This is a genomic window from Pseudaminobacter soli (ex Zhang et al. 2022) (assembly GCF_014595955.1).
GTDB lineage: Bacteria > Pseudomonadota > Alphaproteobacteria > Rhizobiales > Rhizobiaceae > Kumtagia > Kumtagia pseudosoli.
On the sequence record NZ_JABVCF010000013.1, the window covers coordinates 120,103 to 139,758 of the forward strand.

Annotated in this window: 22 protein-coding genes; 9 read left to right on the forward strand and 13 right to left on the reverse strand. The window is 65.0% G+C overall.

What is annotated here, in order from left to right; translation table 11 throughout:
* Positions 1–19: 19 nt before the first annotated feature.
* Together HUI96_RS22365 and HUI96_RS22370 are read right to left on the reverse strand one after the other, a co-directional pair.
* Complete coding sequence (locus HUI96_RS22365) at positions 20–718, reverse strand: DnaJ domain-containing protein (protein ID WP_237684295.1); 699 nt, start codon at positions 716–718, stop codon at positions 20–22.
* 288 nt (positions 719–1,006) lie between these two features.
* Positions 1,007–1,444 (reverse strand): DUF1489 family protein, encoded by a 438-nt coding sequence (locus tag HUI96_RS22370; RefSeq protein ID WP_188257016.1) that lies wholly within the window; start codon positions 1,442–1,444, stop codon positions 1,007–1,009.
* Between the two features lie 233 nt (positions 1,445–1,677).
* On the opposite strand from HUI96_RS22370, the gene HUI96_RS22375 reads away from it, so the two are divergent.
* Positions 1,678–1,881 carry a dodecin family protein gene (locus HUI96_RS22375; protein ID WP_188256923.1) on the forward strand — a complete coding sequence of 68 codons (204 nt, stop codon included), beginning with the start codon at positions 1,678–1,680 and terminating at the stop codon, positions 1,879–1,881.
* 3 nt (positions 1,882–1,884) lie between these two features.
* Here the strand turns inward: HUI96_RS22375 and HUI96_RS22380 are convergent, their stop codons facing one another.
* Both HUI96_RS22380 and HUI96_RS22385 read right to left on the reverse strand, forming a co-directional pair.
* Positions 1,885–3,282 carry an L-serine ammonia-lyase gene (locus HUI96_RS22380; RefSeq protein WP_188256924.1) on the reverse strand — a complete coding sequence of 466 codons (1,398 nt, stop codon included), beginning with the start codon at positions 3,280–3,282 and terminating at the stop codon, positions 1,885–1,887.
* 183 nt (positions 3,283–3,465) lie between these two features.
* Positions 3,466–3,786: a hypothetical protein gene (locus HUI96_RS22385; protein WP_188257026.1), complete on the reverse strand. Its 321-nt coding sequence runs from the start codon at positions 3,784–3,786 to the stop codon at positions 3,466–3,468.
* A gap of 111 nt (positions 3,787–3,897) precedes the next feature.
* Between HUI96_RS22385 and HUI96_RS22390 the strand changes: the two genes are divergently transcribed.
* Complete coding sequence (locus HUI96_RS22390; RefSeq protein WP_188256925.1) at positions 3,898–4,617, forward strand: DUF599 domain-containing protein; 720 nt, start codon at positions 3,898–3,900, stop codon at positions 4,615–4,617.
* A gap of 110 nt (positions 4,618–4,727) precedes the next feature.
* Here HUI96_RS22390 and HUI96_RS22395 read toward each other — a convergent pair whose 3' ends face one another.
* From HUI96_RS22395 to HUI96_RS22420, 6 genes are all read right to left on the reverse strand, one after another.
* On the reverse strand, positions 4,728–5,516 hold the full coding sequence (locus HUI96_RS22395) for a YdcF family protein (RefSeq protein WP_188256926.1): 789 nt from the start codon (positions 5,514–5,516) through the stop codon (positions 4,728–4,730).
* 265 nt (positions 5,517–5,781) lie between these two features.
* A complete protein-coding gene (locus HUI96_RS22400) occupies positions 5,782–7,350 on the reverse strand; it encodes an amidase (protein ID WP_188256927.1) in 1,569 nt (522 codons plus the stop codon).
* A 2-nt stretch (positions 7,351–7,352) separates the two neighbouring features.
* Positions 7,353–7,814 (reverse strand): GNAT family N-acetyltransferase, encoded by a 462-nt coding sequence (locus HUI96_RS22405; protein WP_188256928.1) that lies wholly within the window; start codon positions 7,812–7,814, stop codon positions 7,353–7,355.
* A gap of 5 nt (positions 7,815–7,819) precedes the next feature.
* Positions 7,820–8,107 carry an Asp-tRNA(Asn)/Glu-tRNA(Gln) amidotransferase subunit GatC gene (gene gatC / locus HUI96_RS22410; RefSeq protein ID WP_188256929.1) on the reverse strand — a complete coding sequence of 96 codons (288 nt, stop codon included), beginning with the start codon at positions 8,105–8,107 and terminating at the stop codon, positions 7,820–7,822.
* Between the two features lie 150 nt (positions 8,108–8,257).
* Positions 8,258–8,671: a hypothetical protein gene (locus HUI96_RS22415; protein WP_237684296.1), complete on the reverse strand. Its 414-nt coding sequence runs from the start codon at positions 8,669–8,671 to the stop codon at positions 8,258–8,260.
* Positions 8,672–8,731: 60 nt separating this feature from the next.
* Entirely contained in the window at positions 8,732–9,439 is a 708-nt protein-coding gene (locus HUI96_RS22420) for a metal-dependent hydrolase (RefSeq protein ID WP_188256930.1), read from the reverse strand.
* An 83-nt stretch (positions 9,440–9,522) separates the two neighbouring features.
* Here HUI96_RS22420 and ruvX point away from each other — a divergent pair, with 83 nt between their 5' ends.
* The gene (gene ruvX, locus HUI96_RS22425; protein ID WP_188256931.1) at positions 9,523–10,017 is read left to right on the forward strand and encodes a Holliday junction resolvase RuvX; all 495 of its coding nucleotides are present in this window, start codon (positions 9,523–9,525) and stop codon (positions 10,015–10,017) included.
* On the opposite strand, the gene HUI96_RS22430 is transcribed toward ruvX, so the two are convergent.
* Together HUI96_RS22430 and HUI96_RS22435 are read right to left on the reverse strand one after the other, a co-directional pair.
* The gene (locus HUI96_RS22430) at positions 9,975–10,322 is read right to left on the reverse strand and encodes a DUF6105 family protein (protein ID WP_188256932.1); all 348 of its coding nucleotides are present in this window, start codon (positions 10,320–10,322) and stop codon (positions 9,975–9,977) included. The two genes, ruvX and HUI96_RS22430, sit on opposite strands and share 43 nt — an antisense overlap.
* Positions 10,322–10,855 (reverse strand): hypothetical protein, encoded by a 534-nt coding sequence (locus HUI96_RS22435; RefSeq protein WP_188256933.1) that lies wholly within the window; start codon positions 10,853–10,855, stop codon positions 10,322–10,324. The genes HUI96_RS22430 and HUI96_RS22435 overlap by 1 nt, the downstream gene beginning before the upstream one ends.
* A 253-nt stretch (positions 10,856–11,108) precedes the next feature.
* Between HUI96_RS22435 and ugpB the strand changes: the two genes are divergently transcribed.
* From ugpB to ugpC, 4 genes are all read left to right on the forward strand, one after another.
* Positions 11,109–12,404, forward strand: coding sequence for a sn-glycerol-3-phosphate ABC transporter substrate-binding protein UgpB (ugpB, locus tag HUI96_RS22440; RefSeq protein WP_188256934.1), 1,296 nt, complete (start codon positions 11,109–11,111; stop codon positions 12,402–12,404).
* Between the two features lie 188 nt (positions 12,405–12,592).
* Complete coding sequence (gene ugpA, locus HUI96_RS22445) at positions 12,593–13,477, forward strand: sn-glycerol-3-phosphate ABC transporter permease UgpA (protein WP_188256935.1); 885 nt, start codon at positions 12,593–12,595, stop codon at positions 13,475–13,477.
* Positions 13,478–13,517: 40 nt separating this feature from the next.
* The gene (ugpE, locus tag HUI96_RS22450; protein WP_188257018.1) at positions 13,518–14,366 is read left to right on the forward strand and encodes a sn-glycerol-3-phosphate ABC transporter permease UgpE; all 849 of its coding nucleotides are present in this window, start codon (positions 13,518–13,520) and stop codon (positions 14,364–14,366) included.
* Positions 14,367–14,463: 97 nt separating this feature from the next.
* The gene (gene ugpC, locus HUI96_RS22455) at positions 14,464–15,498 is read left to right on the forward strand and encodes a sn-glycerol-3-phosphate ABC transporter ATP-binding protein UgpC (protein ID WP_188256936.1); all 1,035 of its coding nucleotides are present in this window, start codon (positions 14,464–14,466) and stop codon (positions 15,496–15,498) included.
* Between the two features lie 70 nt (positions 15,499–15,568).
* Here ugpC and HUI96_RS22460 read toward each other — a convergent pair whose 3' ends face one another.
* A complete protein-coding gene (locus HUI96_RS22460; RefSeq protein ID WP_188256937.1) occupies positions 15,569–17,194 on the reverse strand; it encodes an acyl-CoA dehydrogenase family protein in 1,626 nt (541 codons plus the stop codon).
* 214 nt (positions 17,195–17,408) lie between these two features.
* Between HUI96_RS22460 and HUI96_RS22465 the strand changes: the two genes are divergently transcribed.
* Positions 17,409–18,368: an aspartate carbamoyltransferase catalytic subunit gene (locus tag HUI96_RS22465; RefSeq protein ID WP_188256938.1), complete on the forward strand. Its 960-nt coding sequence runs from the start codon at positions 17,409–17,411 to the stop codon at positions 18,366–18,368.
* A complete protein-coding gene (locus HUI96_RS22470; protein WP_188256939.1) occupies positions 18,365–19,651 on the forward strand; it encodes a dihydroorotase in 1,287 nt (428 codons plus the stop codon). The genes HUI96_RS22465 and HUI96_RS22470 overlap by 4 nt, the downstream gene beginning before the upstream one ends.
* The last annotated feature ends 5 nt before the right edge of the window (positions 19,652–19,656 follow it).

The following is a 19,656-nucleotide window of genomic DNA, read 5'->3' on the forward strand; positions in this document are numbered from 1 at the left end:
TGTGCCTCGTATCGGGAGATCAGTGGTGTTTGGCGAGAAGGACGTCCTTGGCTTCGTTGATCCGCGCGGCGAGGAAAGAGGTTCCACCGAGGTCGGGGTGCAGGCGCTGCATCAGGCGGCGATGCGCCTGGCGGATATCCGCAGGGGTGGCCCCCGCTTCAAGACCAAGGATCTTGTAGGCCTCCTGCTGAGTCATGGCGCCCGTGCTTGGCGCAACTCGCTTCCCTTTGCGATGACCAGGCTTCGCGTGGTCACGCCAGATGGGAAAACGGCCGTCAAGATACGTCTCAAGTAGCTGGCGGCTTTCCGCATCGTGGCGTAGGTCCTCATGGACCTCGCGGAGTTCACGCAAGCTCATGGTGCCAAGCACGCGCTGTTCATGCCGCCCGGCAAGAACAAGGCCTTCCAGAGCGCCGGTTTCATGGTCCAGTTCCATCTCCAGCGCAGCGGTGCGGACGTTGGAACGCTTGCCCGGCGACTTCGGTCCGGCGGCGGAATGAAGGCGCGAAGCACCGTACCAGCCCAGTGCGGCCGACAGCAGAAGACCGCCCAGCCCCGCCCGGCCGACCAGCAACATTGCAAGCCCAGCCGCACCCAAGAGCATGGGACCGGCGAAGCGCAGGCTGCGCGCGAGCTTGGCCGGATCCGTCTTCACGAACACGACCATCAGCAAGGCAAGGCCGATGACAAGGCCGAGGCCGCCCATCACGTAGGTCATGGCGGCGCACCGCCCGGCACGTTCTCGATCAAAGGCGTGTCCTCCGGAAGATGGAGTGCGGGAGAAGCCGGCTGCGCATTGCGTCGGACTCCCGAGAAATCGGGCGCTCGACCGGCACTGCCGCAGCGGTATCCTCCCTGGACATGAGAACAAGATGTGTCGGCAAAAAGGCGGATGCAAGGGTTCCCATGGTGGCGTCGGGAAGTCGCACCGCCCCTCACCTGCCGTGGCCCGTGGCTTCTATACGCAGAGACCCAATCTGGGCCGTCTAGCGATGGCGATGCCGGTCTAGAGGAGCCCGAGTTCCGCCAGTTCCTGCCTGAGTTGCGGCGGCATCTCGAGCAGCGCCGCGCCGGCCCGCCCAAGATCCGCCGGTGCATCGGCTGGGGTGAGGTAGCGCCAGCCCTGGAAGGCCCTGCGCGGCTGCCACTCAGTGCGGATCACAGTCGGGTCAAGGATCATATGGCAGCGACCTATGCCCTCGCCATCGGTGAAGGGCCGGATGTCGAGAATGCGCTGGCGGCACTGCACCTGCGCCTTGATGACCCAGTAGAGTGAGCCTCCATCAAGGATCTCCGCCGAGCGGGTGGGCACCATGCGGGTGGTGTGAAACTGTTCGGCAGGCTCGCCGGCGCGGCGACGCTCATCGAGACGGAAGGCGATCCACTCTTCCAGATCCTCGACGCTGTCGCAGCCGACGCAGAGCTTTATGAGATTGAGCGGCATCGGGCGAAGGTTTAGCGCGCCCATCGGCACGGTCAACGGCAGAGGCGGTTCTCCACAGGACGAGGAGCGGGATCCGCTTCAATTGTCCGTGGTCTAGGTCTCCAGCCTTCCTGGCCCGCATCGCGCCCATTTCGGCCTTGTTCGGAAGAGATCAACTTTCCAAAATACCGGAAACAAAGGGGCCGCCGTGCGTTCGGACCAGCGCGCCATGGCGCAAGAGGCAGGAGGAATCCATGACAGTTGCCAAGAACACCGAGATCACCGCCTCGGGTCCGACCATCGAGGAGGCGATTGCGCACGGCGTCGAGCGTGCCTCGGCCACGCTGAAGAACGTGCGGCAAGTCTGGGTGAAGGAAATCGTCGGCAAGGTCGACGGCGGAAAGGTGTCGGAATTCCGCGTCGACATGAAAGTCACCTTCGTGCTCGACGAGGCTTGAGGCTCAGCACTCCACCACGTTAACGGCGAGACCGCCGAGGCTGGTCTCCTTGTAGCGCTCGTTCATGTCGAGGCCGGTCTGGCGCATCGTCTCGATCGCGGCGTCCAGCGGCACGAAATGCGTGCCGTCGCCCTTGACCGCCAGCGAGGCGGCGGTGACCGCCTTGACGGCGCCCAGCGCGTTACGCTCGATGCAGGGCACCTGGACCAGGCCGCCGACAGGATCGCAGGTCATGCCGAGATGATGCTCGAGCGCGATCTCGGCGGCGTTCTCGACTTGTGCCGGGGTGCCGCCCATGACGGCAGCCAGGCCGGCAGCGGCCATAGCGGATGCGGAGCCCACCTCCCCCTGGCAGCCGACCTCGGCGCCCGAGATCGACGCATTGGTCTTGATGATGCCGCCGACCGCGGCCGCAGTCAGTAGGAAGTCGCGGATGCTCGGCTGGTCCGCTTCTGGGTGGAAGTGCAGCCAGTAGCGCATGACGGCCGGAACCACGCCGGCGGCACCGTTGGTGGGGGCCGTGACGACGCGGCCGCCCGCGGCATTCTCCTCGTTGACCGCCATGGCATAGACGGACAGCCAGTCATTGGCGAGAAGCGGGTTGGGACGGTTCTGCCGCCACTCCTCATCGAGCTTCTGGTGCAGCATCTTGGCGCGGCGGCGCACTTTCAGGCCGCCCGGCATGATGCCCTCCTGGCTGAGCCCGCGCTCGATGCAGCCGCGCATCGCGGCCCAGATCGCGTCCAGGCCGGCGTCCAGTTCGGCGCGCGACATCTGCGTCTCCTCGTTGGCGCGCTTCATCTCGGCGATCGACAGCCCGCTCTTGGCCGCCATCGCGAGCATCTCTTCGGCCTTGGCGAAGGGGAAGGGCACTGTCGCGCCGGGTTTCCTGGCCGCGCCCTTCGAGCGCTGCAACTCCTCCTCGGAAACGACGAAGCCGCCGCCGACCGAGTAATAGACCCGGCGCAAGATTAGATGATCGTCGACGTCATAGGCATAGAAGGTCATGCCGTTGGCATGCCCCGGCAGGGGCGTCTTGCGGTCGAGCACGAGGTTCTTGTCGGGATCGAACAGATAACCGGGGTGGCCGGGCGGGGTGACCCGCTTTGCCGCCCTGATCGCCTCGATCTGAGCGTCGGCCTTGTCGGGGTCAACGGTAGTCGGGATCTCGCCGGCCAGGCCGAGGATGACCGCCCTGTCCGAGCCATGGCCGATGCCGGTATAGGCGAGCGAGCCATGAAGGCTGGCGCCGACGCGACCTACCTTCGTTCCGGCCGGGCGGGGCCAGTCGTTGCCGGCAAGCTCGTCCAGGAAGCGGCGGGCAGCTGTCATCGGCCCCATCGTGTGGGAACTCGAAGGCCCGATGCCGATCTTGAAGAGGTCGAAAACCGAGAGAAACACCAAACGCTCCTACCCTGACGCGACGCCCTTAGACCACGAGTCGCGACTGCCTCTCATCATATCGGCATTTCAGGGTGCTGCCGCTAGACCGGCCGCGAAGTCGGCTCTTCCGGGCGCGACATGCTGACAAAGCAAAAGGCGCGGTCGCCCGCGCCTTTTACGATTGCCCTACCGTGGCCCGGATCAGCCTGCGACAAGAACCGCGGCGGTCTCCCCGCCGCCAATCAGCCAGGTCAGAAGGAGAATGCCTGCGAAGCCGAGAACTGCCTTGGCGGTTACGCCCCAGCAGGACTTCTGAATTGGTTCGTCCATGATCACCCTGTGAATACGGATCCGGAGCGCTGTTCGCGCTGTTGCAGCCGGATCACGGTGAGGCGATGAATATGCCGCCGGGTGCGCCTTGGCAACGACGAAAGTGGCAACAAAGTGGCAGACGCCCCGCGCACCTTTGCCGTGATCGGAGAGAACTTCCACTAAACCAATGGGTTCTATGGAGTTCTGCATAAATTGATTCTTAGCTGGTGAGGCGGCTTTGTGTCGGCTCCTCGCTCGCTGCCGAAAACAGGCTGATGCTGCACATTTGCTACACGCCGGGTCGACGCTAGGCTTTCGACGATGCTCGATTCGCTGATTCTTTCGCCGACGGACTTCGCCGCGCTCGCCTACTTCCTGGCCGCCTGGCTGGTGCACGGGCTTGCCGCATCGGGCCGGCTGGTGAGCCGCGTGTCGCTCAGCCAGGCGATGAACGCCCAGCGCGCCGCCTGGATGCGCGGCATGGCAAGGCGGGAACTACGCATGATCGACACAGGGATCATGGTCGGCCTGCAGCAGGGCACCGCCTTCTTTGCCTCAAGTTCTCTGATTGCACTCGGCGGCTGCTTCGCGCTGCTGAATGCGTCGGCCCAGGTGGCGCAGATCGTGGCCGACATGCCCTATGCAGGGCCGTATTCGCGACAGGCCTACGAGATCAAGGTGTTCGGCCTAATCGCCATCCTCGCCTACTCTTTCTTCAAGTTCGGCTGGTCGTACCGCCTGTTCAATTACTGCTCGATCCTGATCGGCGCGGTCCCGATGGCCAGCGACCCGGGCTACGAGCCGAAGGAAATTTGGGCGGCGGCCGACCGCGCTGCGCGCATGAACATGCTGGCAGGATCGCACTTCAATTCCGGGCTGCGCGGCATCTTCTTCTCGATCGGCTATCTCGGCTGGTTCATCAACCCGCTGGTGTTTGCGCTCACCACATCCCTGCTTCTGGCGGTGCTGGTGCGTCGCCAGTTCTTCTCGGAGGCGAGGCTGGTGGCGCTGAGTGAGGGGAGTAGGGGAATAGGGGACTAGGCAGTCGGCAGTCGGCAGTCGGCAGTCGGCAGTCGGCAGGGCGAGCTTGCGCTCGGCCGAACTCAATGACTTATTCCTTCATTTCCCGACTGCCGACTTCCTATTGCCCCCTACTCCGGAAACGGCGTCTCAATCCGCCCTGAGATCCAGTAGGCAAACAGCCCGATCCATTCGCGGATCGCCAGCGTGGTCGCCTGGAGGGAGTCGATCGCGTTGTCGCCGAAGAAGAGGCTTTCGCGGCCCGTCGTGCGGTAGTCGACCGGCCAGGGCACCACGTCAAAGCCGGCCTTGCGGAAGAGGGCCATCGACCGGGGCATGTGGAAGGCCGAGGTGACGAGAAGCCATGTCTGGCCCGGATCCGGCGAGACCATCCTCTTGGAGAACAGGGCGTTCTCGTAAGTGTTGCGCGACTCGTTCTCCAGGACCAGCCGGCTCTGGTCGACACCCAGCGCCGTCAGCAGGCGCAGCGCTGTAGCGGCGTCGCCCTCACCTTCCAGCAGCAGCGAGCCGGATCCGCCACTGACCACGACACGCGCCTGCGGGTAGCGCCGCGCCAGCACGGCAGTCTCGATGAACCGGTCGCCGGCGGCATTCAGTTCGTAACCGCCGCGCACGAGGTTGATCGCACCTTCCAGCCCGCCGCCGAGCACGACGATGCCGTCGACCTTCTCCGGCGCGGGATCCGGCCTGGAGATACGATCCTCCAGCGGCTCAAGGAGGCTCTGACCGAGCGATGTCCACGTCGCCGAGCCGAGAATGAGGAAGGCGGCCGCCATGGTGGCGATGGTCAGCCGTTTGCGGCGCAACGCTGCAGCGACCAGCCCGGCTAGGAGCAGGAAGATGGAGAGGTTCAGCGGCTGGATGAAGAACCAGAAGATTTTTGACACGTAGAAGAACATGCGGGTCCGCGCCTTGAGCCAAGGCTAAGGTGTGTAGCAGATTCCCGGCCTGTTAAACCGCTTGGCGGCAAGCCACCTTGGAGTGTCGAGTGCGGCGCTCGCCACTCCCTCCCCCTTGTGAGGAGGGATAGAGGGTGGCGGTAAATTGCGGACCTAGTGGTGATGAATAACGGCGGGAAGACGCGTTTCGAGAAACCCTCGAAGACCTTCACCCTGTATCCCTCCCCACAAGGGGCAGGGGGTCGCCAGCGCCGCGCTCTAGTTTCTACCACCACTTCTCCGGTTCGAAGCGGCCAGCCGCCTGCTCGATGACGTGCGCCGTCTGGAAAAGCGTCTCCTCGTCGAAGGGGCGGCCGATGAGTTGCAGGCCGAGCGGCAGGCCGTGCCCATCCAGGCCGGCGGGAACGGCGATGCCGGGCAGCCCCGCCATGTTCACCGTCACGGTGAAGATGTCGTTCAGGTACATCTTCACCGGATCGGCGGCCATGTCCTCGTCGGCGATGCCGAAGGCGGCGGACGGCGTCGCCGGGGTGAGGATCACGTCGACGCCACTGTCGAAGACGTTCTCGAAATCGCGCTTGATCAGCGTCCGGACCTTCTGAGCCTGCAGATAGTAGGCGTCGTAGTAGCCGGCCGAGAGCACATAGGTGCCGATCATGATGCGGCGCTTCACCTCGCGGCCAAAACCCTCGGCGCGGCTCTTCTCGTACATCTCGACGATGTCGCGCCCCGGCACCCGAAGGCCGTAGCGCACGCCGTCATAGCGCGCGAGGTTCGAGGAGGCCTCGGCCGGGGCGACGATGTAATAGGCCGGCAGGGCGTATTTGGTGTGCGGCAGCGAGATGTCGACGATCTCGGCGCCGGCATCCTTGAGCCAGGCGATACCCTTTTGCCAGAGCGCCTCGATCTCCTCCGGCATGCCCTCGACGCGGTATTCCCGGGGAATGCCGACCTTCATGCCCTTGACCGAACGCCCGAGCGCGGCCTCGTAGTCGGGCACGGGGCGATCGACCGAAGTCGTATCCTTGTCGTCAACCGACGCCATCGACTTGAGCAGGATCGCGGCATCGCGGACGTCGCGCGCGATCGGTCCGGCCTGATCGAGCGAGGAGGCGAAGGCGACGATGCCCCAGCGCGACACGCGGCCATAGGTCGGCTTGATGCCCACAGTGCCGGTGAAGGCGGCGGGTTGGCGGATCGAGCCGCCGGTGTCGGTCGCGGTGGCGCCGGCGCAGAGGAACGCAGAGACCGCAGCCGCCGAGCCGCCGGACGATCCGCCTGGCACCAGGCGCATGTTGTCCAGCGTGCGCGCCTGCGTGACGCCGCCGCCGGAGTGGACAAAACCGCCCTCGCCCATATGGGTGGACGGCATCAAGCTCGGCTCCTCGCGCGAACGGCGCCAGGGATTCACGACCGGGCCATAGTAGGATGACTCATTCGACGAGCCCATGGCGAACTCGTCCATGTTGAGCTTGCCCAGCATGACAGCGCCGTCGGCCCACAGGTTGGCCGTGACGGTGGACTCGTAGCGCGGCTTGAAGCCGTCGAGGATGTGGCTGCAGGCCTGGGTGTGGACGCCCTCGGTGGCGAAGAGATCCTTGATGCCGAGCGGAATGCCCTCAAGCGCACCGCTCTCCCCGCGCGCGAGCCTGGCATCCGAGGCCTTGGCCATCTCCCGGGCCCTGTCCGGGGTCACGGTGACATAGGCATTGAGCGTATCGTTGGCGGCGTGGATCGCGGCCAGATAGGACTCGGTCAGTTCGCCCGCGGTGATCTCCTTGCCCCGCAGCTTGTCGCGCGCGTCGGCGATCGTCAGTCTGGTCAGGTCGGTCATGGTCACTCGCTCAGGGCCTTCTCGTAGAAGACCGAATAGGTGGAATCCGGATAGTCGAGCACCGGGCCGCAACGCCTGAAGCCCGCCTTATCGTACACGGCCCAGGCCGCGGGGTGGCGATCGCCGGTCTCCAGCACAAGCCGGGTCAGGCCCTCCTCGCGGGCGAGCCGCTCGACCTGCCCCACGATCTCGATGCCGATCCCGCGGCCACGGTGCGAGGGCCGCGTGTACATGCGCTTCACCTCGCCGAGGCCGCCGACGTGCCGCTTCAGGGCCCCGCAGGCGATCGCGGTACCATTGTCGCGGGCGATGAACACCGTGGTGGCCGGCTCCGCCATCTCCTCCACGGTCATGTGGAAGCAGTATTCGGGCGGCGTGAGTTCCAGCAAGGCGGCATTCAACTCGCCGATAAGCGCTCGCACCTCGTCCTGCAGCGGGCTTTCGACGGCGATCTCGATCGCCATGGACCCTACTCCACCACCTTCGGCACCAGGAAGAAGTTCTCGGCCGAAGCCGGGGCATTGGCGACGATGTCCGCCGCCTTGCCGCCGTCGGTGACGACGTCCTGCCGCTTCTTCATCGCCATCGGCGTCACCGAGGTCATGGGCTCGACGCCCGCGACGTCGACTTCGTTCAGTTGCTCGACGAAGCCAAGTATCGCATTGAGCTCACCGGTCATGCGCTCGGCGTCCTCGTCGGTCACGGCGATGCGGGCGAGCCGCGCGACGCGTTTTACTGTTGCTAGATCGACGGACATTCTTGCCTCGGCGGAGTTTCGGGAGGGCCGAGGCCGCTATAGCGGCGCCGCGCCGCTGGCGCAACGGTCGCCGACCGGCCTCCAAGCGCGAAGGCCTTAACATCTGTATGCAAACGCCGTTCGCAAGCGTTCAGTGCCGAGGCAGTCACGCTACGGGGCGGTCAGGCCTTCACAGAGGAAAAATGTGCCACCATTGTCGATGGCGCCGGATTCCGGCTCATCCAGCTTCACCGAGACGACATCGAGCTGACCAGCCATACGTTCCGTGACCGTCAGCACGTCCGGCCAAATGTAGTCCGGCTCTTCGCATACGGCATCCACGAGCCAGGTCGGGATGCGCGAGGCCCGCGTCACCTGCACGAATTCGCAATTGTATTCGATCGCGTCGATGCCGCGGGCGGACAGCATCGCATTGCCGGCCTCGATCACCGCCTGCAGCGATTCTTTGCGAGCCTGCGCGCAGAGATCCTGCGACCTGAGATAGACCCCTTTGGGGAGGTCCGCCGCGGCCACGGGCGCGACCATCATCAACATGGCAGAAGCAACTGCAGCACGCACCAACATGGCAGGCCCTCTCCCGTTCGATTCTGCGCGCCCCCGTTACTGCGGCCTCAGAGACTGTGCTCAGATGTCCTCGGCTTCTCCGATCTTCGGAATGACCACGTCGAGGCCGCTCCCCTCCAGGCCAGTCACGAACTTGTCGGCGGTCTGGTCGACGAGACCGAAGCTGGCGTAGTGACAGGGGATCACCTTCTTGAAGTTGAAGAAGCGCCGGCAGGCCAGCGCCGCCACCGCGCCACCCATGGTGAAGCGATCTCCGATCGGCACGATGCCGATCTCCGGCTGGTGCAACTCGTTGATCAGCGCCATGTCGCCGAAGATGTCCGTGTCGCCCATGTGGTAGAGCGAGCGGCCATCGGGGAAATGCAGCACCAGCCCGAGCGGGTTGCCCAGATAGGTGTTCGAGCCGTCATCGTTCCCGAATGACGAGGAATGGTCCGCCCGAACGAAGGTGGTAGTGAACCCGCCGCAGTCGACGGTGCCCCCGGTGTTGCCGGGGTTGATCTTTTCGCCGCTGACGCCCTGGCCGACGAGGTACATGCAGACCTCGAAGCTGGCGACCAGCATGGCGCCGGTCTTCTTCAGGATGGCGGCCGAGTCGCCGATGTGGTCGCTGTGGCCGTGCGTGAGAAGCACGTGGGTTATACCCTCGGCCGGGCCTTCACAGCCGCCGGACCAGGACGGGTTGCCGGTGAGGAAGGGGTCGATCAGGATCCTTGCGTTTCCGCTCTCGACGCGGAACGCCGAATGGCCGTACCAGGTGAGTTTCATTGCCTTGTCGCCTCGATCTTAGTGCGGCCCAAGGATAGAACGCGGCACGGCAAGAGCAATACTACAGAAAGGTGAGGCCTGTTTTGACTGTCGTTTCCATCGAGGAGCTTCCGGGCCTTCTTGCCGGCGGCCGGGTGCTCGCCGGCCTAGACCTCGGCGAGAAGACGATCGGTGTGGCGGTCTCGGACCGAGGCCTCTCCTTCGCTCATCCTCGGCCGGTCATCATACGCAAGAAGTTCACCGCCGACGCCGAGACGCTGCTGAAACTGCTATTGTCCGAGGACGTGGCGGCTGTCGTCGTCGGCCTGCCGGTGAACATGGACGGCAGCGAGGGACCGCGCGTCCAGTCCACCCGCGCTTTCGTCCGCAATATCGAGAAGCTGACGCCGCTGCCCTTCGCCTTCTGGGACGAGAGACTGTCCACCGTCGCGGCCGAGCGGACGCTCATCGAGATGGATTTTTCCAGGGCGCGCCGCAAGACGATGATCGATTCAGCCGCCGCGGCCTTCATCCTGCAGGGCGTCTTGGACCGGCTTCACCGGCTGGGCGTCGACCCTGGAACGGGTTCACCCGAGTAGCGGGCCCGGCGAAGCGCGAAGCGAGAGCGGACTTCATTGCGCGCCAGCCATGCGCGCAGATTGCGCCGACGGCGGAAGGCCCAAATGCCGAGAAGGATGAAGGTGTCGAAGACGCAGGCCTTGGCAACCAGCGAGGGGATCGTAACCGGATCGATCCCGAGGATCTCCCCATAAAGCTGGAAGATGAGTTCGTGCGCCTCCCGCGTCAGCAGGACGTAGCCGAAATTCATGTCGTAGTAGGAAAGCCCGAACCAGCCCCAGAAGGCCAGGAGCGGTGCCGCCCACAGTGCGAGAATGATACGCATCAGCGTTCCGCGCTCCGTCCGCCGTCGAAGCTGGCCACGAAGCGATAGAGCCTCGCTGTCTGCGACGCGTCATGGCCCCTAACACGCGCTGCCTTCGCGGAGCGGCGCTCGCCGAGTTTCTGTCCCGTCCCGATCGCGGCGAACGAGGCGATCAGGGCCGCGAAATGCGCCGCCATGGCGCCAAATACACCGGACGGAGCCTTGAGCGAGCCGATGATGAGCATCACCGTCATCAGACAGCAGGCCCCTGCAAACGCCAACCGAAGCACCTCGTCCGCAACGGCTGCGCTGCCCAGTAAGGCCGTGACAAGCGACCACCAGAACAGAACGGCGCAGATGGCGAAGCCGAATGCCACCGCCGCCTTCAAAGCCGGGAACCCTGCTAGCAGATGGTCGGCGCCGGATAAGATCGCACCGAAGAAGCTGAAACCGCTGCTCAAGCCGCCCTCGTCTCCAAACAGAGCAAGACCGGCAAGCAGCGAGAACACAGCCGCCCAGTGCAGCAACAGGAACAGTGTGAGTATCCGCGACATCGCGCCTCCGTTCCGGCCAAATTGGAGCGGCAGGGCGGCGCGTGCAACGTAAACCATTTGTTAAGGTTAACGAGTTTCGTAAGGTAAGAATTTTGGCCGGCAGGGTGACCCGTCGCGATGATCCGCCGGTCCGGCAAGTCCTGACAACTGTGGACAGCGCCGCCCGTCGAACACCCGTTGTCGATCTAACAAGTTTAGCCGATACTTACGGCGCGATGCCAACCTCAATCGCCCACGAGAACGGGAGTGAAACATGAAAATTCATGCGTTGCCGGCCGCTTACGGCCTCGCCTTCACGCTTCTTACGACGTCCTCATCTTTTGCCGTCACAGAGATTTCCTGGTGGCACGCCATGACAGGCGCCAACAACGAGGTCGTGGAGCAACTCTCGAAGGAGTTCAACGAGAGCCAGAGCGACTACAAGGTCGTACCCGTTTTCAAAGGCACCTATCCTGAGACCCTGAACGCCGGCATCGCCGCATTCCGCGCCAAGCAGCCGCCGCACATCATGCAGGTCTTCGACGCCGGGACCGGCACCATGATGGCCGCCGAAGGCGCGATCAACCCGGTCGCGGAGGTGCTCGAACTTGGCGGCCAGCCGTTCGACAAGAGCCAGTACTTGCCAGGCATCGTTTCCTACTATTCCAAGCCGGACGGCACCATGCTGTCGTTCCCCTACAACTCCTCCTCGCCAATCCTCTACTACAACAAGGACATCTTCCAGAAGGCCGGCCTCGACGCGGACAACCCGCCGAAGACCTGGAACGAGGTCTGGGACGCCGCCAAAAAGATCAAGTCGTCAGGTGCCGCGCCATGCGGCTTCACCTCCACCTGGCTGACATGGATCCATACCGAGAACTTCGCCGCCTGGAACAACTACCAGTGGGGCACCCAGGAGAACGGCATCGCGGGACCCAATGTCGAGCTCACGATCAATTCCGAGCCCTTCGTGAAGCACTTCCAGGAGCTCGCGGATCTCGCCAAGGACGGCACGTTCAAGTATGGCGGCCGCACTTCGGAGGCCAAGCAGATCTTCCTCGCCGGCGAGTGCGGCATCTTCACCGAATCCTCAGGCGGCCTCGGCGACGTCGTGAAGTCCGGCATGAACTACGGCACCGGCATGCTGCCCTATGACACCGAGCCGCAGAACACGATCCCCGGCGGCGCATCGCTCTGGGTATTCGCCGGCAAATCGGACGAGGAGTACAAGGGCGTCGCGGCCTTCTTCAACTTCCTCTCCCAGACCGACATTCAGGCGCGCCTGCATCAGGTGTCCGGCTACCTTCCGGTGACGCTCGCGGCCTATGAGAAGACCAAGGCCGACGGCTTCTATGAGAAGAACCCGGCGCGCGAGATCCCGATCAAGCAGATGCTCGGCAAGGCGCCCACCGAGAACTCCAAGGGCGTGCGACTGCCCAACCTGCCACAGGTCCGCGACATCATGAACGAGGAGTACGAGAAGATGCTGGCGGGCGACCAGACCGCCCAGCAGGCACTCGACAACGCGGTCCAGCGCGGCAACGCGGCGATCAAGGAAGCCAGCAACTGAGCTGCGCTGGTGACTTCTCCCCCCCTTGAGGGGGAGATGGCCGCGCAGCGGCCAGAGGGGATACGTGCGGCCGCGCTCCGGCGCGGTTTGGCCGAAGCAACGGAGGCAATGCATTTGAGAAGCGACCCCTCCCCGCGGGCTGTGCCCGCCGACCTCCCCTCAAGGGGGAGGTTAGCGCGGAGTCCGTCATGACACCCCGCGTTGTCTTCCCGAACAAGATCCTGCCCTACCTGCTGGTCGCGCCGCAGCTCGCGATCACGGCGATCTTCTTCTACTGGCCCGCCAGCCAGGCGCTCTATCAGTCGATGCTGCGGGAAGACCCGTTCGGCCTGAAGAGCAGCTTCGTCTGGTTCGCCAACTTCAGGAAGGTGCTGGCGGACCCCAATTATCTGAATTCGCTCAAGGTCACGGCCATATTCTCGGTCTCCACCGCGGCGGTTGCCATGAGCGTGGCGCTGCTGCTCGCCGTCATGGCCGACAAGGTCGTGCGCAGTCGCGGGCTCTATCGCACGCTGCTGATCTGGCCTTATGCGGTGGCGCCGGCGATCGCCGGCATGCTCTGGCTGTTCCTGTTCAACCCGTCTATCGGCAGCCTCGCCTACCTGCTGCGTGCCGCGGGAATTGCCTGGGACCCGCTCCTCAACGGCACGCAGGCGATGGTGCTTGTCGTGGCGGCGGCAGCCTGGAAGCAGATCAGCTACAACTTCCTGTTCTTCGTCGCCGGGCTGCAGGCGATCCCGAAAACGCTGATCGAAGCTGCGGCCATTGACGGCGCCGGCGAGACCAAACGCTTCTGGACGATCGTGTTCCCCCTGCTCGCGCCGACCACCTTCTTCCTGCTGGTGGTCAATACCGTCTATGCCTTCTTCGACACCTTCGGCATCATCCACGCCGTCACCGGCGGCGGGCCGGGTAAGGCTACGGAGACGCTGGTCTACAAGGTCTACAACGACGGCTTCGTCAACCTTATCCTCGGCGATTCGGCCGCCCAGTCGGTGATCCTGATGGTCATCGTGATCGCGCTCACCGCGGTGCAGTTCCGCTATGTCGAGAGGAAGGTGCATTATGGCTGAGCCGTCGATGCTTCCGCCCGCAAGCGGACATGACAAGCTGATGATCGGGCAGTCGGCTGCAGGTATCTATCTGGCGCACGCCGTGCTGATCCTCGGCGTCGTGATCGTCGCGTTCCCAATCTACTACACCTTCGTTGCCTCCACCCACACGCTGCAGACGATCCTGCGGCCGCCGCTGCCGCTGGTCCCGGGCAGCGAGGCGGTGGCGAACTATTCGGAGGCGCTGTTCGGCGGGATCGGGCGCATAGGCGGGGTCGGCGTCGGCACCCTGCTCTTCAACTCGACGGTGACGGCGCTCGGAATCGCCCTCGGAAAGATCGTGATCTCGATCCTTTCGGCCTATGCGATCGTCTTCTACCGGTTCCCGCTGCGGATGACCTTCTTCTGGCTGATCTTCATCACTCTGATGCTGCCGGTCGAGGTCCGCATCCTGCCGACCTACAAGGTGATGGTCGATCTCGGCCTGATCGACACCTATGCCGGCTTGATCGTGCCGCTGATCGCCTCGGCCACGGCGACGCTGCTGTTCCGTCAGTTTTTCCTTACGATTCCGGGGGAGTTGGTCGAAGCGGCGCGCGTCGACGGCGCCGGCCCGTGGAAGTTTTTCAAGGATATCCTGTTGCCGCTGTCGCGCACCAACATCGCGGCGCTGTTCGTCATCCTCTTCATCTACGGCTGGACGCAGTATCTGTGGCCGCTGCTCGTCACCAACCGCAATGACATGAACACGATCGTCATCGCCCTGAGGAAGATGATCTCCTTCGCCGATGCTGACACGGAGTGGCATCTGGTGATGGTGACCGCGATCCTGGCGATCCTTCCGCCGATCCTGGTGGTGGTGCTGATGCAGCGCTGGTTCGTGCGCGGACTGATCGAGACGGAGAAGTGATGCGCGTCGGTCGTTTTTCGTGGGTCGTCGGTCGTGCCCTCGCCGCCTGCGCGTTCGCGACCGACGACCCATCACCCACGAATAACGGACATAGATAATGGCCACTGTCGATCTGAAGGACGTGCGCAAGACCTATCCGAGCGGCGTCGAGGCGGTGAAAGGCGTATCGATCGCCATTCACGACAAGGCACTCTGCGTGCTCGTCGGCCCGTCCGGCTGCGGAAAATCCACCCTGCTGCGCATGATAGCAGGCCTGGAGGCGATCACGGACGGCGCCATCGCCATCGAAGGCAAGGTCGTGAACGCGATCGGGCCGGCCGAGCGCGACATTGCCATGGTATTCCAGAACTACGCGCTCTATCCGCACATGAGCGTCTACGACAACATGGCCTACGGCTTACGCAACCGCGGTACGCCGCGGGACGAGATCGACCGTCGCGTGCGCGCGACCGCCAAAACGCTGGAACTCGACCATCTCTTAAAAAGGCAGCCGCGCGAACTTTCCGGCGGCCAGCGCCAGCGCGTCGCGATGGGTCGGGCGATCGTGCGCAACCCAAAAGTCTTCCTCTTCGACGAGCCGCTTTCAAATCTCGACGCAAAACTGCGCGGGCAGATGCGCGTCGAGATCAAGAACCTGCAGCGCGCGCTCGGCGTCACCAGCGTCTACGTCACGCATGACCAGCTCGAGGCGATGACGCTGGCCGACGTGCTTGTTGTCATGAATGCGGGCGTGGTGGAGCAGATCGGCGCGCCGCTGGACGTCTATGAGAGACCGGAAACCACCTTTGTGGCGAGCTTCATCGGCGCGCCTCCGATGAACCTGCTGCCCGTGGCGGCCCTGCCCTCCTCCATCACGAGCGCCGCTCCGGCCGGTGCGGCGACGCTTGGCTTCCGGCCGGAGGACGGCACCTTCTCCGACCACAGTGAGCAATCCCAGCTATCGCTTGCCGCCGAGGTGGAGGGTGTCGAACCAGTCGGCGCCGAGAGCTTCCTCTATTGCCGTCACGCCGACAACCGCCTCATCCTGCGCGCGTCCGGTCGGACTACGGTCGAGCCCGGAGCCCGCCTTGCCGTCACGATCGCGCCCGAAAAAATGCACTGGTTCGATGGCGAGGGGAAAAGGCTGAGTTAGCGGGGCCGTGGTGTTCTTTCGGCCCTGTCCTGCCGGACATCTCAGAGACCGGCAGCTTCAGCTGCTGCGCTCAAGCAGCTGGGTAGAGCGTGTCCAGGATCAGCACCGGGTCGTGGCGCGGGGCGAGGATGCCATAGGTCGAGCGCCACTGCCCGGCGAGCCGCGTCTCGACGAATGCATCCGCTATGCGGCCTGCACCCAGGCGCCGCAGTTCGGCGGCCGCGGCCGACAGCGCCAGCTGCTCGGTGAGCACTCGGGCGGAGCCCTCGTCGGAGCTTGCGACCTGCATGGCAGCCCGCAGCACGCTGGCCGTACCCGCGCCGCTTGCGCCGAGGTCACGTGAAAGAAGCTCGAGCACATCGTCGAACAGCGCCGGCCCCTTGCTGAGTACGCGAAGCACGTCGAGCGCCATCACGTTGCCGGACCCTTCCCAGATCGCGTTGACCGGGGCTTCGCGATAGTATCTGGCGAGCGGCCCCTCCTCAACGTAGCCGTTGCCACCCATGCACTCCATCGCCTCGGCGAGCAGCGTGGGCGCCACCTTACACACCCAGTATTTCACCACCGGGGTCATCACGCGGGCGAAGGCAGCTTCCGCACGACTATTAGCGGCTTCGTCGAAGGAACGGGCGAGGCGGAATGCGAGCGCCGTCGCTCCGGCCACGTCCAGCGCCATGTCCGCGAGTACCCGCTGCATCAGCGGCTTCTCGATCAGGCTGGAGCCGAACACCTGGCGGTGACGGCAATGGTGTACGGCTTCAGCAAGCCCAGCGCGCATGAGCGCCGCGGAGGCAACCGCGCAGTCCAGCCGCGTCAGCGTCACCATGTCCATGATGGTGCGGATGCCCGCCCCGAGATCGCCGACCGGCTCGCCGATCGAGGCCTCGAACTCGACCTCCGAGGAGGCGTTCGAGCGGTTGCCGAGCTTGTCCTTCAGCCGCTGGAACCGGAAACCGTTGCCGGTGCCGTCGCCCAGAATGCGCGGCACGAGGAAGCAGGTGAGCCCCTCCCCCGCCACCGCGAGTACGAGGAAGGCGTCCGACATCGGCGCCGACATGAACCATTTGTGGCCGGTGATGCGGTAGAAGCCGCCTCCTGCCCGCTCGGCCCGCGTGGTGTTGGCGCGAACGTCGGTTCCGCCCTGCTTCTCGGTCATGCCCATGCCGAGCGTGAGGCCGGATTTCTGAACGGGCGGTTTTTGGGACTGGTCGTATTTGCGCGAGGTAATGCGCGGCGCCCATTCGCGGAAGAGCTTCGTGTTGGCCATCAGCGCCGCGAGCGAGGCGCTGGTCATCGTCAGCGGGCAAAGGTGCCCGGCTTCGAGTTCGGCCGTCAGGTAGAAGCGCGCGGCGCGAACCTGATGCCGGCGGCCGGCCTCCTGCGGGCTGTTCTCCCAGATCGAGGAATGGAGCCCGTTGGCGACGCCGCGGCGCATCAGCGCGTGATAGGCCGGATGATACTCGACTAGGTCGATGCGCCGGCCCTGGCGATCATGGGTCCTGAGCTTCGGCGTCTCGGTGTTGGCGAGGCGGGCGAGGTCCTGAGCCTCCTGGCTCAGAACGAAGCGGCCGTGGGCGTCGAGTTCCTTGCGGACGGGCTCGGAAAACTCCTCGCCGATCTGCACCAGCAGCGGATCGCCGCGCCAGGCGTTGGTGCCGGTCAGCGGCGGCGGCTGATTTGTAACCTCGTGCGTCACGTCGGAATTCCCGCTCCCGCCAACGCGCCGCTCGACCCGCGACGCTCACGACAGCTTATAGCCGAAGCATAGCGGCATGCGCGATGAAAATGGAACTCTGCGGCGATTGGGCAATTCGATTCCCGGTTGCCCGCGAGGAGGCCGCGAACCATGGGGAAGAAGCCGTCGCTCTTCTTGCGGCAGCAGGGCTGGGGGCCTATAGCAGCCGCTTGAGATGACCGACGCTCAGCCACTTTTACCCCACCGCCATCTGCTCGGCATTCGCGATCTTTCTCCTTTCGACATCGCGTTGCTCCTCGACCGCGCCGACGCGGCGGTCGCCATCTCGCGGCGCAACGAGAAGAAGACCTCGACGCTGCGCGGGCGCACGCAGATCAACCTCTTCTACGAGGCGTCCACCCGCACCCAATCCTCGTTCGAGCTCGCCGGAAAAAGGCTCGGCGCCGACGTCATGAACATGAGCGTCGCCTCCTCCTCGGTGAAGAAGGGCGAGACGCTGATTGACACAGCCATCACCCTCAACGCGATGCGGCCGGACATCCTGATCATCCGGCATGCCTCGGCCGGCGCGGCCGCCCTGCTCGCGCAAAAGGTCGGCTGCTCGGTCGTCAATGCCGGCGACGGCGCGCACGAGCATCCGACCCAGGCCCTGCTCGACGCGCTCACCATCCGCCGCGCCAAGGGTCGCCTAGCCGGGCTGACTGTGGCGATCTGCGGCGACATTCTGCACTCACGGGTGGCGCGCTCCAACATCCTGCTTCTCAACGCCATGGGCGCGTTCGTCCGGGTGGCGGCGCCTTCCACGCTGCTGCCGTCCGGCATCGAGCGCATGTCGGTCGAGGTGTGCCCGACGATGCGGGACGCTCTGCGGGGCGCCGACGTGGTGATGATGCTGCGCCTGCAGCGCGAGCGCATGGCTGGCGCCTTCGTACCGTCGACGCGCGAGTACTTCCGCTACTACGGGCTCGACGCCGAGAAACTGAAGGAGGCCAAGGAGGACGCGCTGGTGATGCATCCCGGGCCGATGAACCGCGGCGTGGAGATAGCTTCAGGCATCGCCGACGGGCCGCAGAGCGTGATCCAGGAACAGGTGGAGATGGGCGTCGCGGTCCGCATGGCGGTGATGGAGGCGCTGCTCGACCCGCGCCGCAACCCGGAGGGGGCGGCAGCATGAGCACCACCGTCTTCACCAACGCCCGCATCGTCGACCCCTCGCGCAATCTCGATGAAATTGGCAGCGTCGTCGTCCAGGACGGGCGCATCGCAGCGGCGGGCGCTTCGGCGCTGAACCAGGGCACGCCCGGCGGAGCGGAGGTCGTGGACTGCACGGGAATGGCGATCACGCCTGGCCTCGTGGATGCCAGGGTGTTCGTCGGTGAACCGGGCGCAGAACACCGCGAGACGATCGCTTCGGCCAGCCGCGCCGCAGTTGCGGGCGGCGTGACCTCCTTCATCATGATGCCGGATACGGACCCGGTTATTGACGACATCGCGCTGGTCGAATTCGTGCTGCGCACCGCGCGGGAGACCGCCGCCGTGAACGTCTATCCGGCTGCCGCGATCACCAAAGCGCTGGAGGGGCGCGAGATGACGGAGTTCGGCCTGCTGCGCGAAGCCGGCGCGGTCGCCTTCACCGATGGACGGCGGTCGATCGCAAGCTCGCTGGTGATGCGCCGCGCCCTAACCTACGCGCGCGACTTCGGTGCGGTGGTCGCGCACGAGACGCTCGACGCAGACCTCGCGGCCGGCGGCGTGATGAACGAAGGCCTGTTCGCCAGTTGGCTCGGCCTACCGGGGATTCCACGCGAAGCCGAACTGATCCCGCTCGAGCGCGACCTCTCGCTCGCCCGGCTGACCGGCAGCCGCTATCACGCCGCCAAGATCTCGACGGCGCTCTCCGCCGCAGCGGTGGCTCGCGCCAAGTCGGGCGGTGCGGACGTGACCGCCGGCGTCTCGATCAACAACCTGTCGCTCAATGAGAACGACATCGGCGAGTACCGCACCTTCTTCCGTCTTTCGCCGCCGCTGCGCTCCGAGGAGGACCGGCTGGCGATGGTCGAGGCTCTGCGCGACGGCACGATCGACCTCATCGTCTCCTCGCACGACCCGCAGGACGTGGACACCAAGCGCCTGCCCTTCGCCGACGCCGCCGACGGCGCAATCGGCCTGGAGACGCTGCTTGCCGCCGCGCTCAGGCTCCACCACAACGGCGACGTTCCGCTGATGCGGCTGATCGAGGCGCTCTCCACGGCACCGGCCAAACGGTTCGGGCTCCCCGGCGGCACCCTGCGGCCGGGCGCCCCTGCCGATCTCGCGGTGGTCGATCTCGACGAGCCCTGGATCGTGCGCGAGGACGAGATTCTGTCGCGCTCGAAGAACACCTGCTTCGAAGGTGCGCGCTTGCAGGGCCGGGTGAAGCGTACGCTGGTTGCCGGCAGGACGGTTTTTCAGGCATAGTCCGG

Excerpts from the sequence above, each read along its gene's own strand:
- HUI96_RS22465 (WP_188256938.1), top strand. The coding sequence starts at position 17,409 with ATGACCGACGCTCAGCCACTTTTACCCCACCGCCATCTGCTCGGCATT.
- gatC (WP_188256929.1), bottom strand. The coding sequence starts at position 8,107 with ATGTCCGTCGATCTAGCAACAGTAAAACGCGTCGCGCGGCTCGCCCGC.
- ugpB (WP_188256934.1), top strand. The coding sequence starts at position 11,109 with ATGAAAATTCATGCGTTGCCGGCCGCTTACGGCCTCGCCTTCACGCTT.
- HUI96_RS22430 (WP_188256932.1), bottom strand. The coding sequence starts at position 10,322 with ATGCGTATCATTCTCGCACTGTGGGCGGCACCGCTCCTGGCCTTCTGG.
- HUI96_RS22400 (WP_188256927.1), bottom strand. The coding sequence starts at position 7,350 with ATGACCGACCTGACCAGACTGACGATCGCCGACGCGCGCGACAAGCTG.
- HUI96_RS22365 (WP_237684295.1), bottom strand. The coding sequence starts at position 718 with ATGACCTACGTGATGGGCGGCCTCGGCCTTGTCATCGGCCTTGCCTTG.
- HUI96_RS22405 (WP_188256928.1), bottom strand. The coding sequence starts at position 7,814 with ATGGCGATCGAGATCGCCGTCGAAAGCCCGCTGCAGGACGAGGTGCGA.
- HUI96_RS22435 (WP_188256933.1), bottom strand. The coding sequence starts at position 10,855 with ATGTCGCGGATACTCACACTGTTCCTGTTGCTGCACTGGGCGGCTGTG.
- ugpA (WP_188256935.1), top strand. The coding sequence starts at position 12,593 with ATGACACCCCGCGTTGTCTTCCCGAACAAGATCCTGCCCTACCTGCTG.
- ugpC (WP_188256936.1), top strand. The coding sequence starts at position 14,464 with ATGGCCACTGTCGATCTGAAGGACGTGCGCAAGACCTATCCGAGCGGC.
- HUI96_RS22470 (WP_188256939.1), top strand. The coding sequence starts at position 18,365 with ATGAGCACCACCGTCTTCACCAACGCCCGCATCGTCGACCCCTCGCGC.
- HUI96_RS22395 (WP_188256926.1), bottom strand. The coding sequence starts at position 5,516 with ATGTTCTTCTACGTGTCAAAAATCTTCTGGTTCTTCATCCAGCCGCTG.
- HUI96_RS22385 (WP_188257026.1), bottom strand. The coding sequence starts at position 3,786 with ATGCAGAACTCCATAGAACCCATTGGTTTAGTGGAAGTTCTCTCCGAT.
- HUI96_RS22390 (WP_188256925.1), top strand. The coding sequence starts at position 3,898 with ATGCTCGATTCGCTGATTCTTTCGCCGACGGACTTCGCCGCGCTCGCC.
- HUI96_RS22370 (WP_188257016.1), bottom strand. The coding sequence starts at position 1,444 with ATGCCGCTCAATCTCATAAAGCTCTGCGTCGGCTGCGACAGCGTCGAG.
- HUI96_RS22375 (WP_188256923.1), top strand. The coding sequence starts at position 1,678 with ATGACAGTTGCCAAGAACACCGAGATCACCGCCTCGGGTCCGACCATC.
- ugpE (WP_188257018.1), top strand. The coding sequence starts at position 13,518 with ATGATCGGGCAGTCGGCTGCAGGTATCTATCTGGCGCACGCCGTGCTG.
- HUI96_RS22415 (WP_237684296.1), bottom strand. The coding sequence starts at position 8,671 with ATGTTGGTGCGTGCTGCAGTTGCTTCTGCCATGTTGATGATGGTCGCG.
- HUI96_RS22420 (WP_188256930.1), bottom strand. The coding sequence starts at position 9,439 with ATGAAACTCACCTGGTACGGCCATTCGGCGTTCCGCGTCGAGAGCGGA.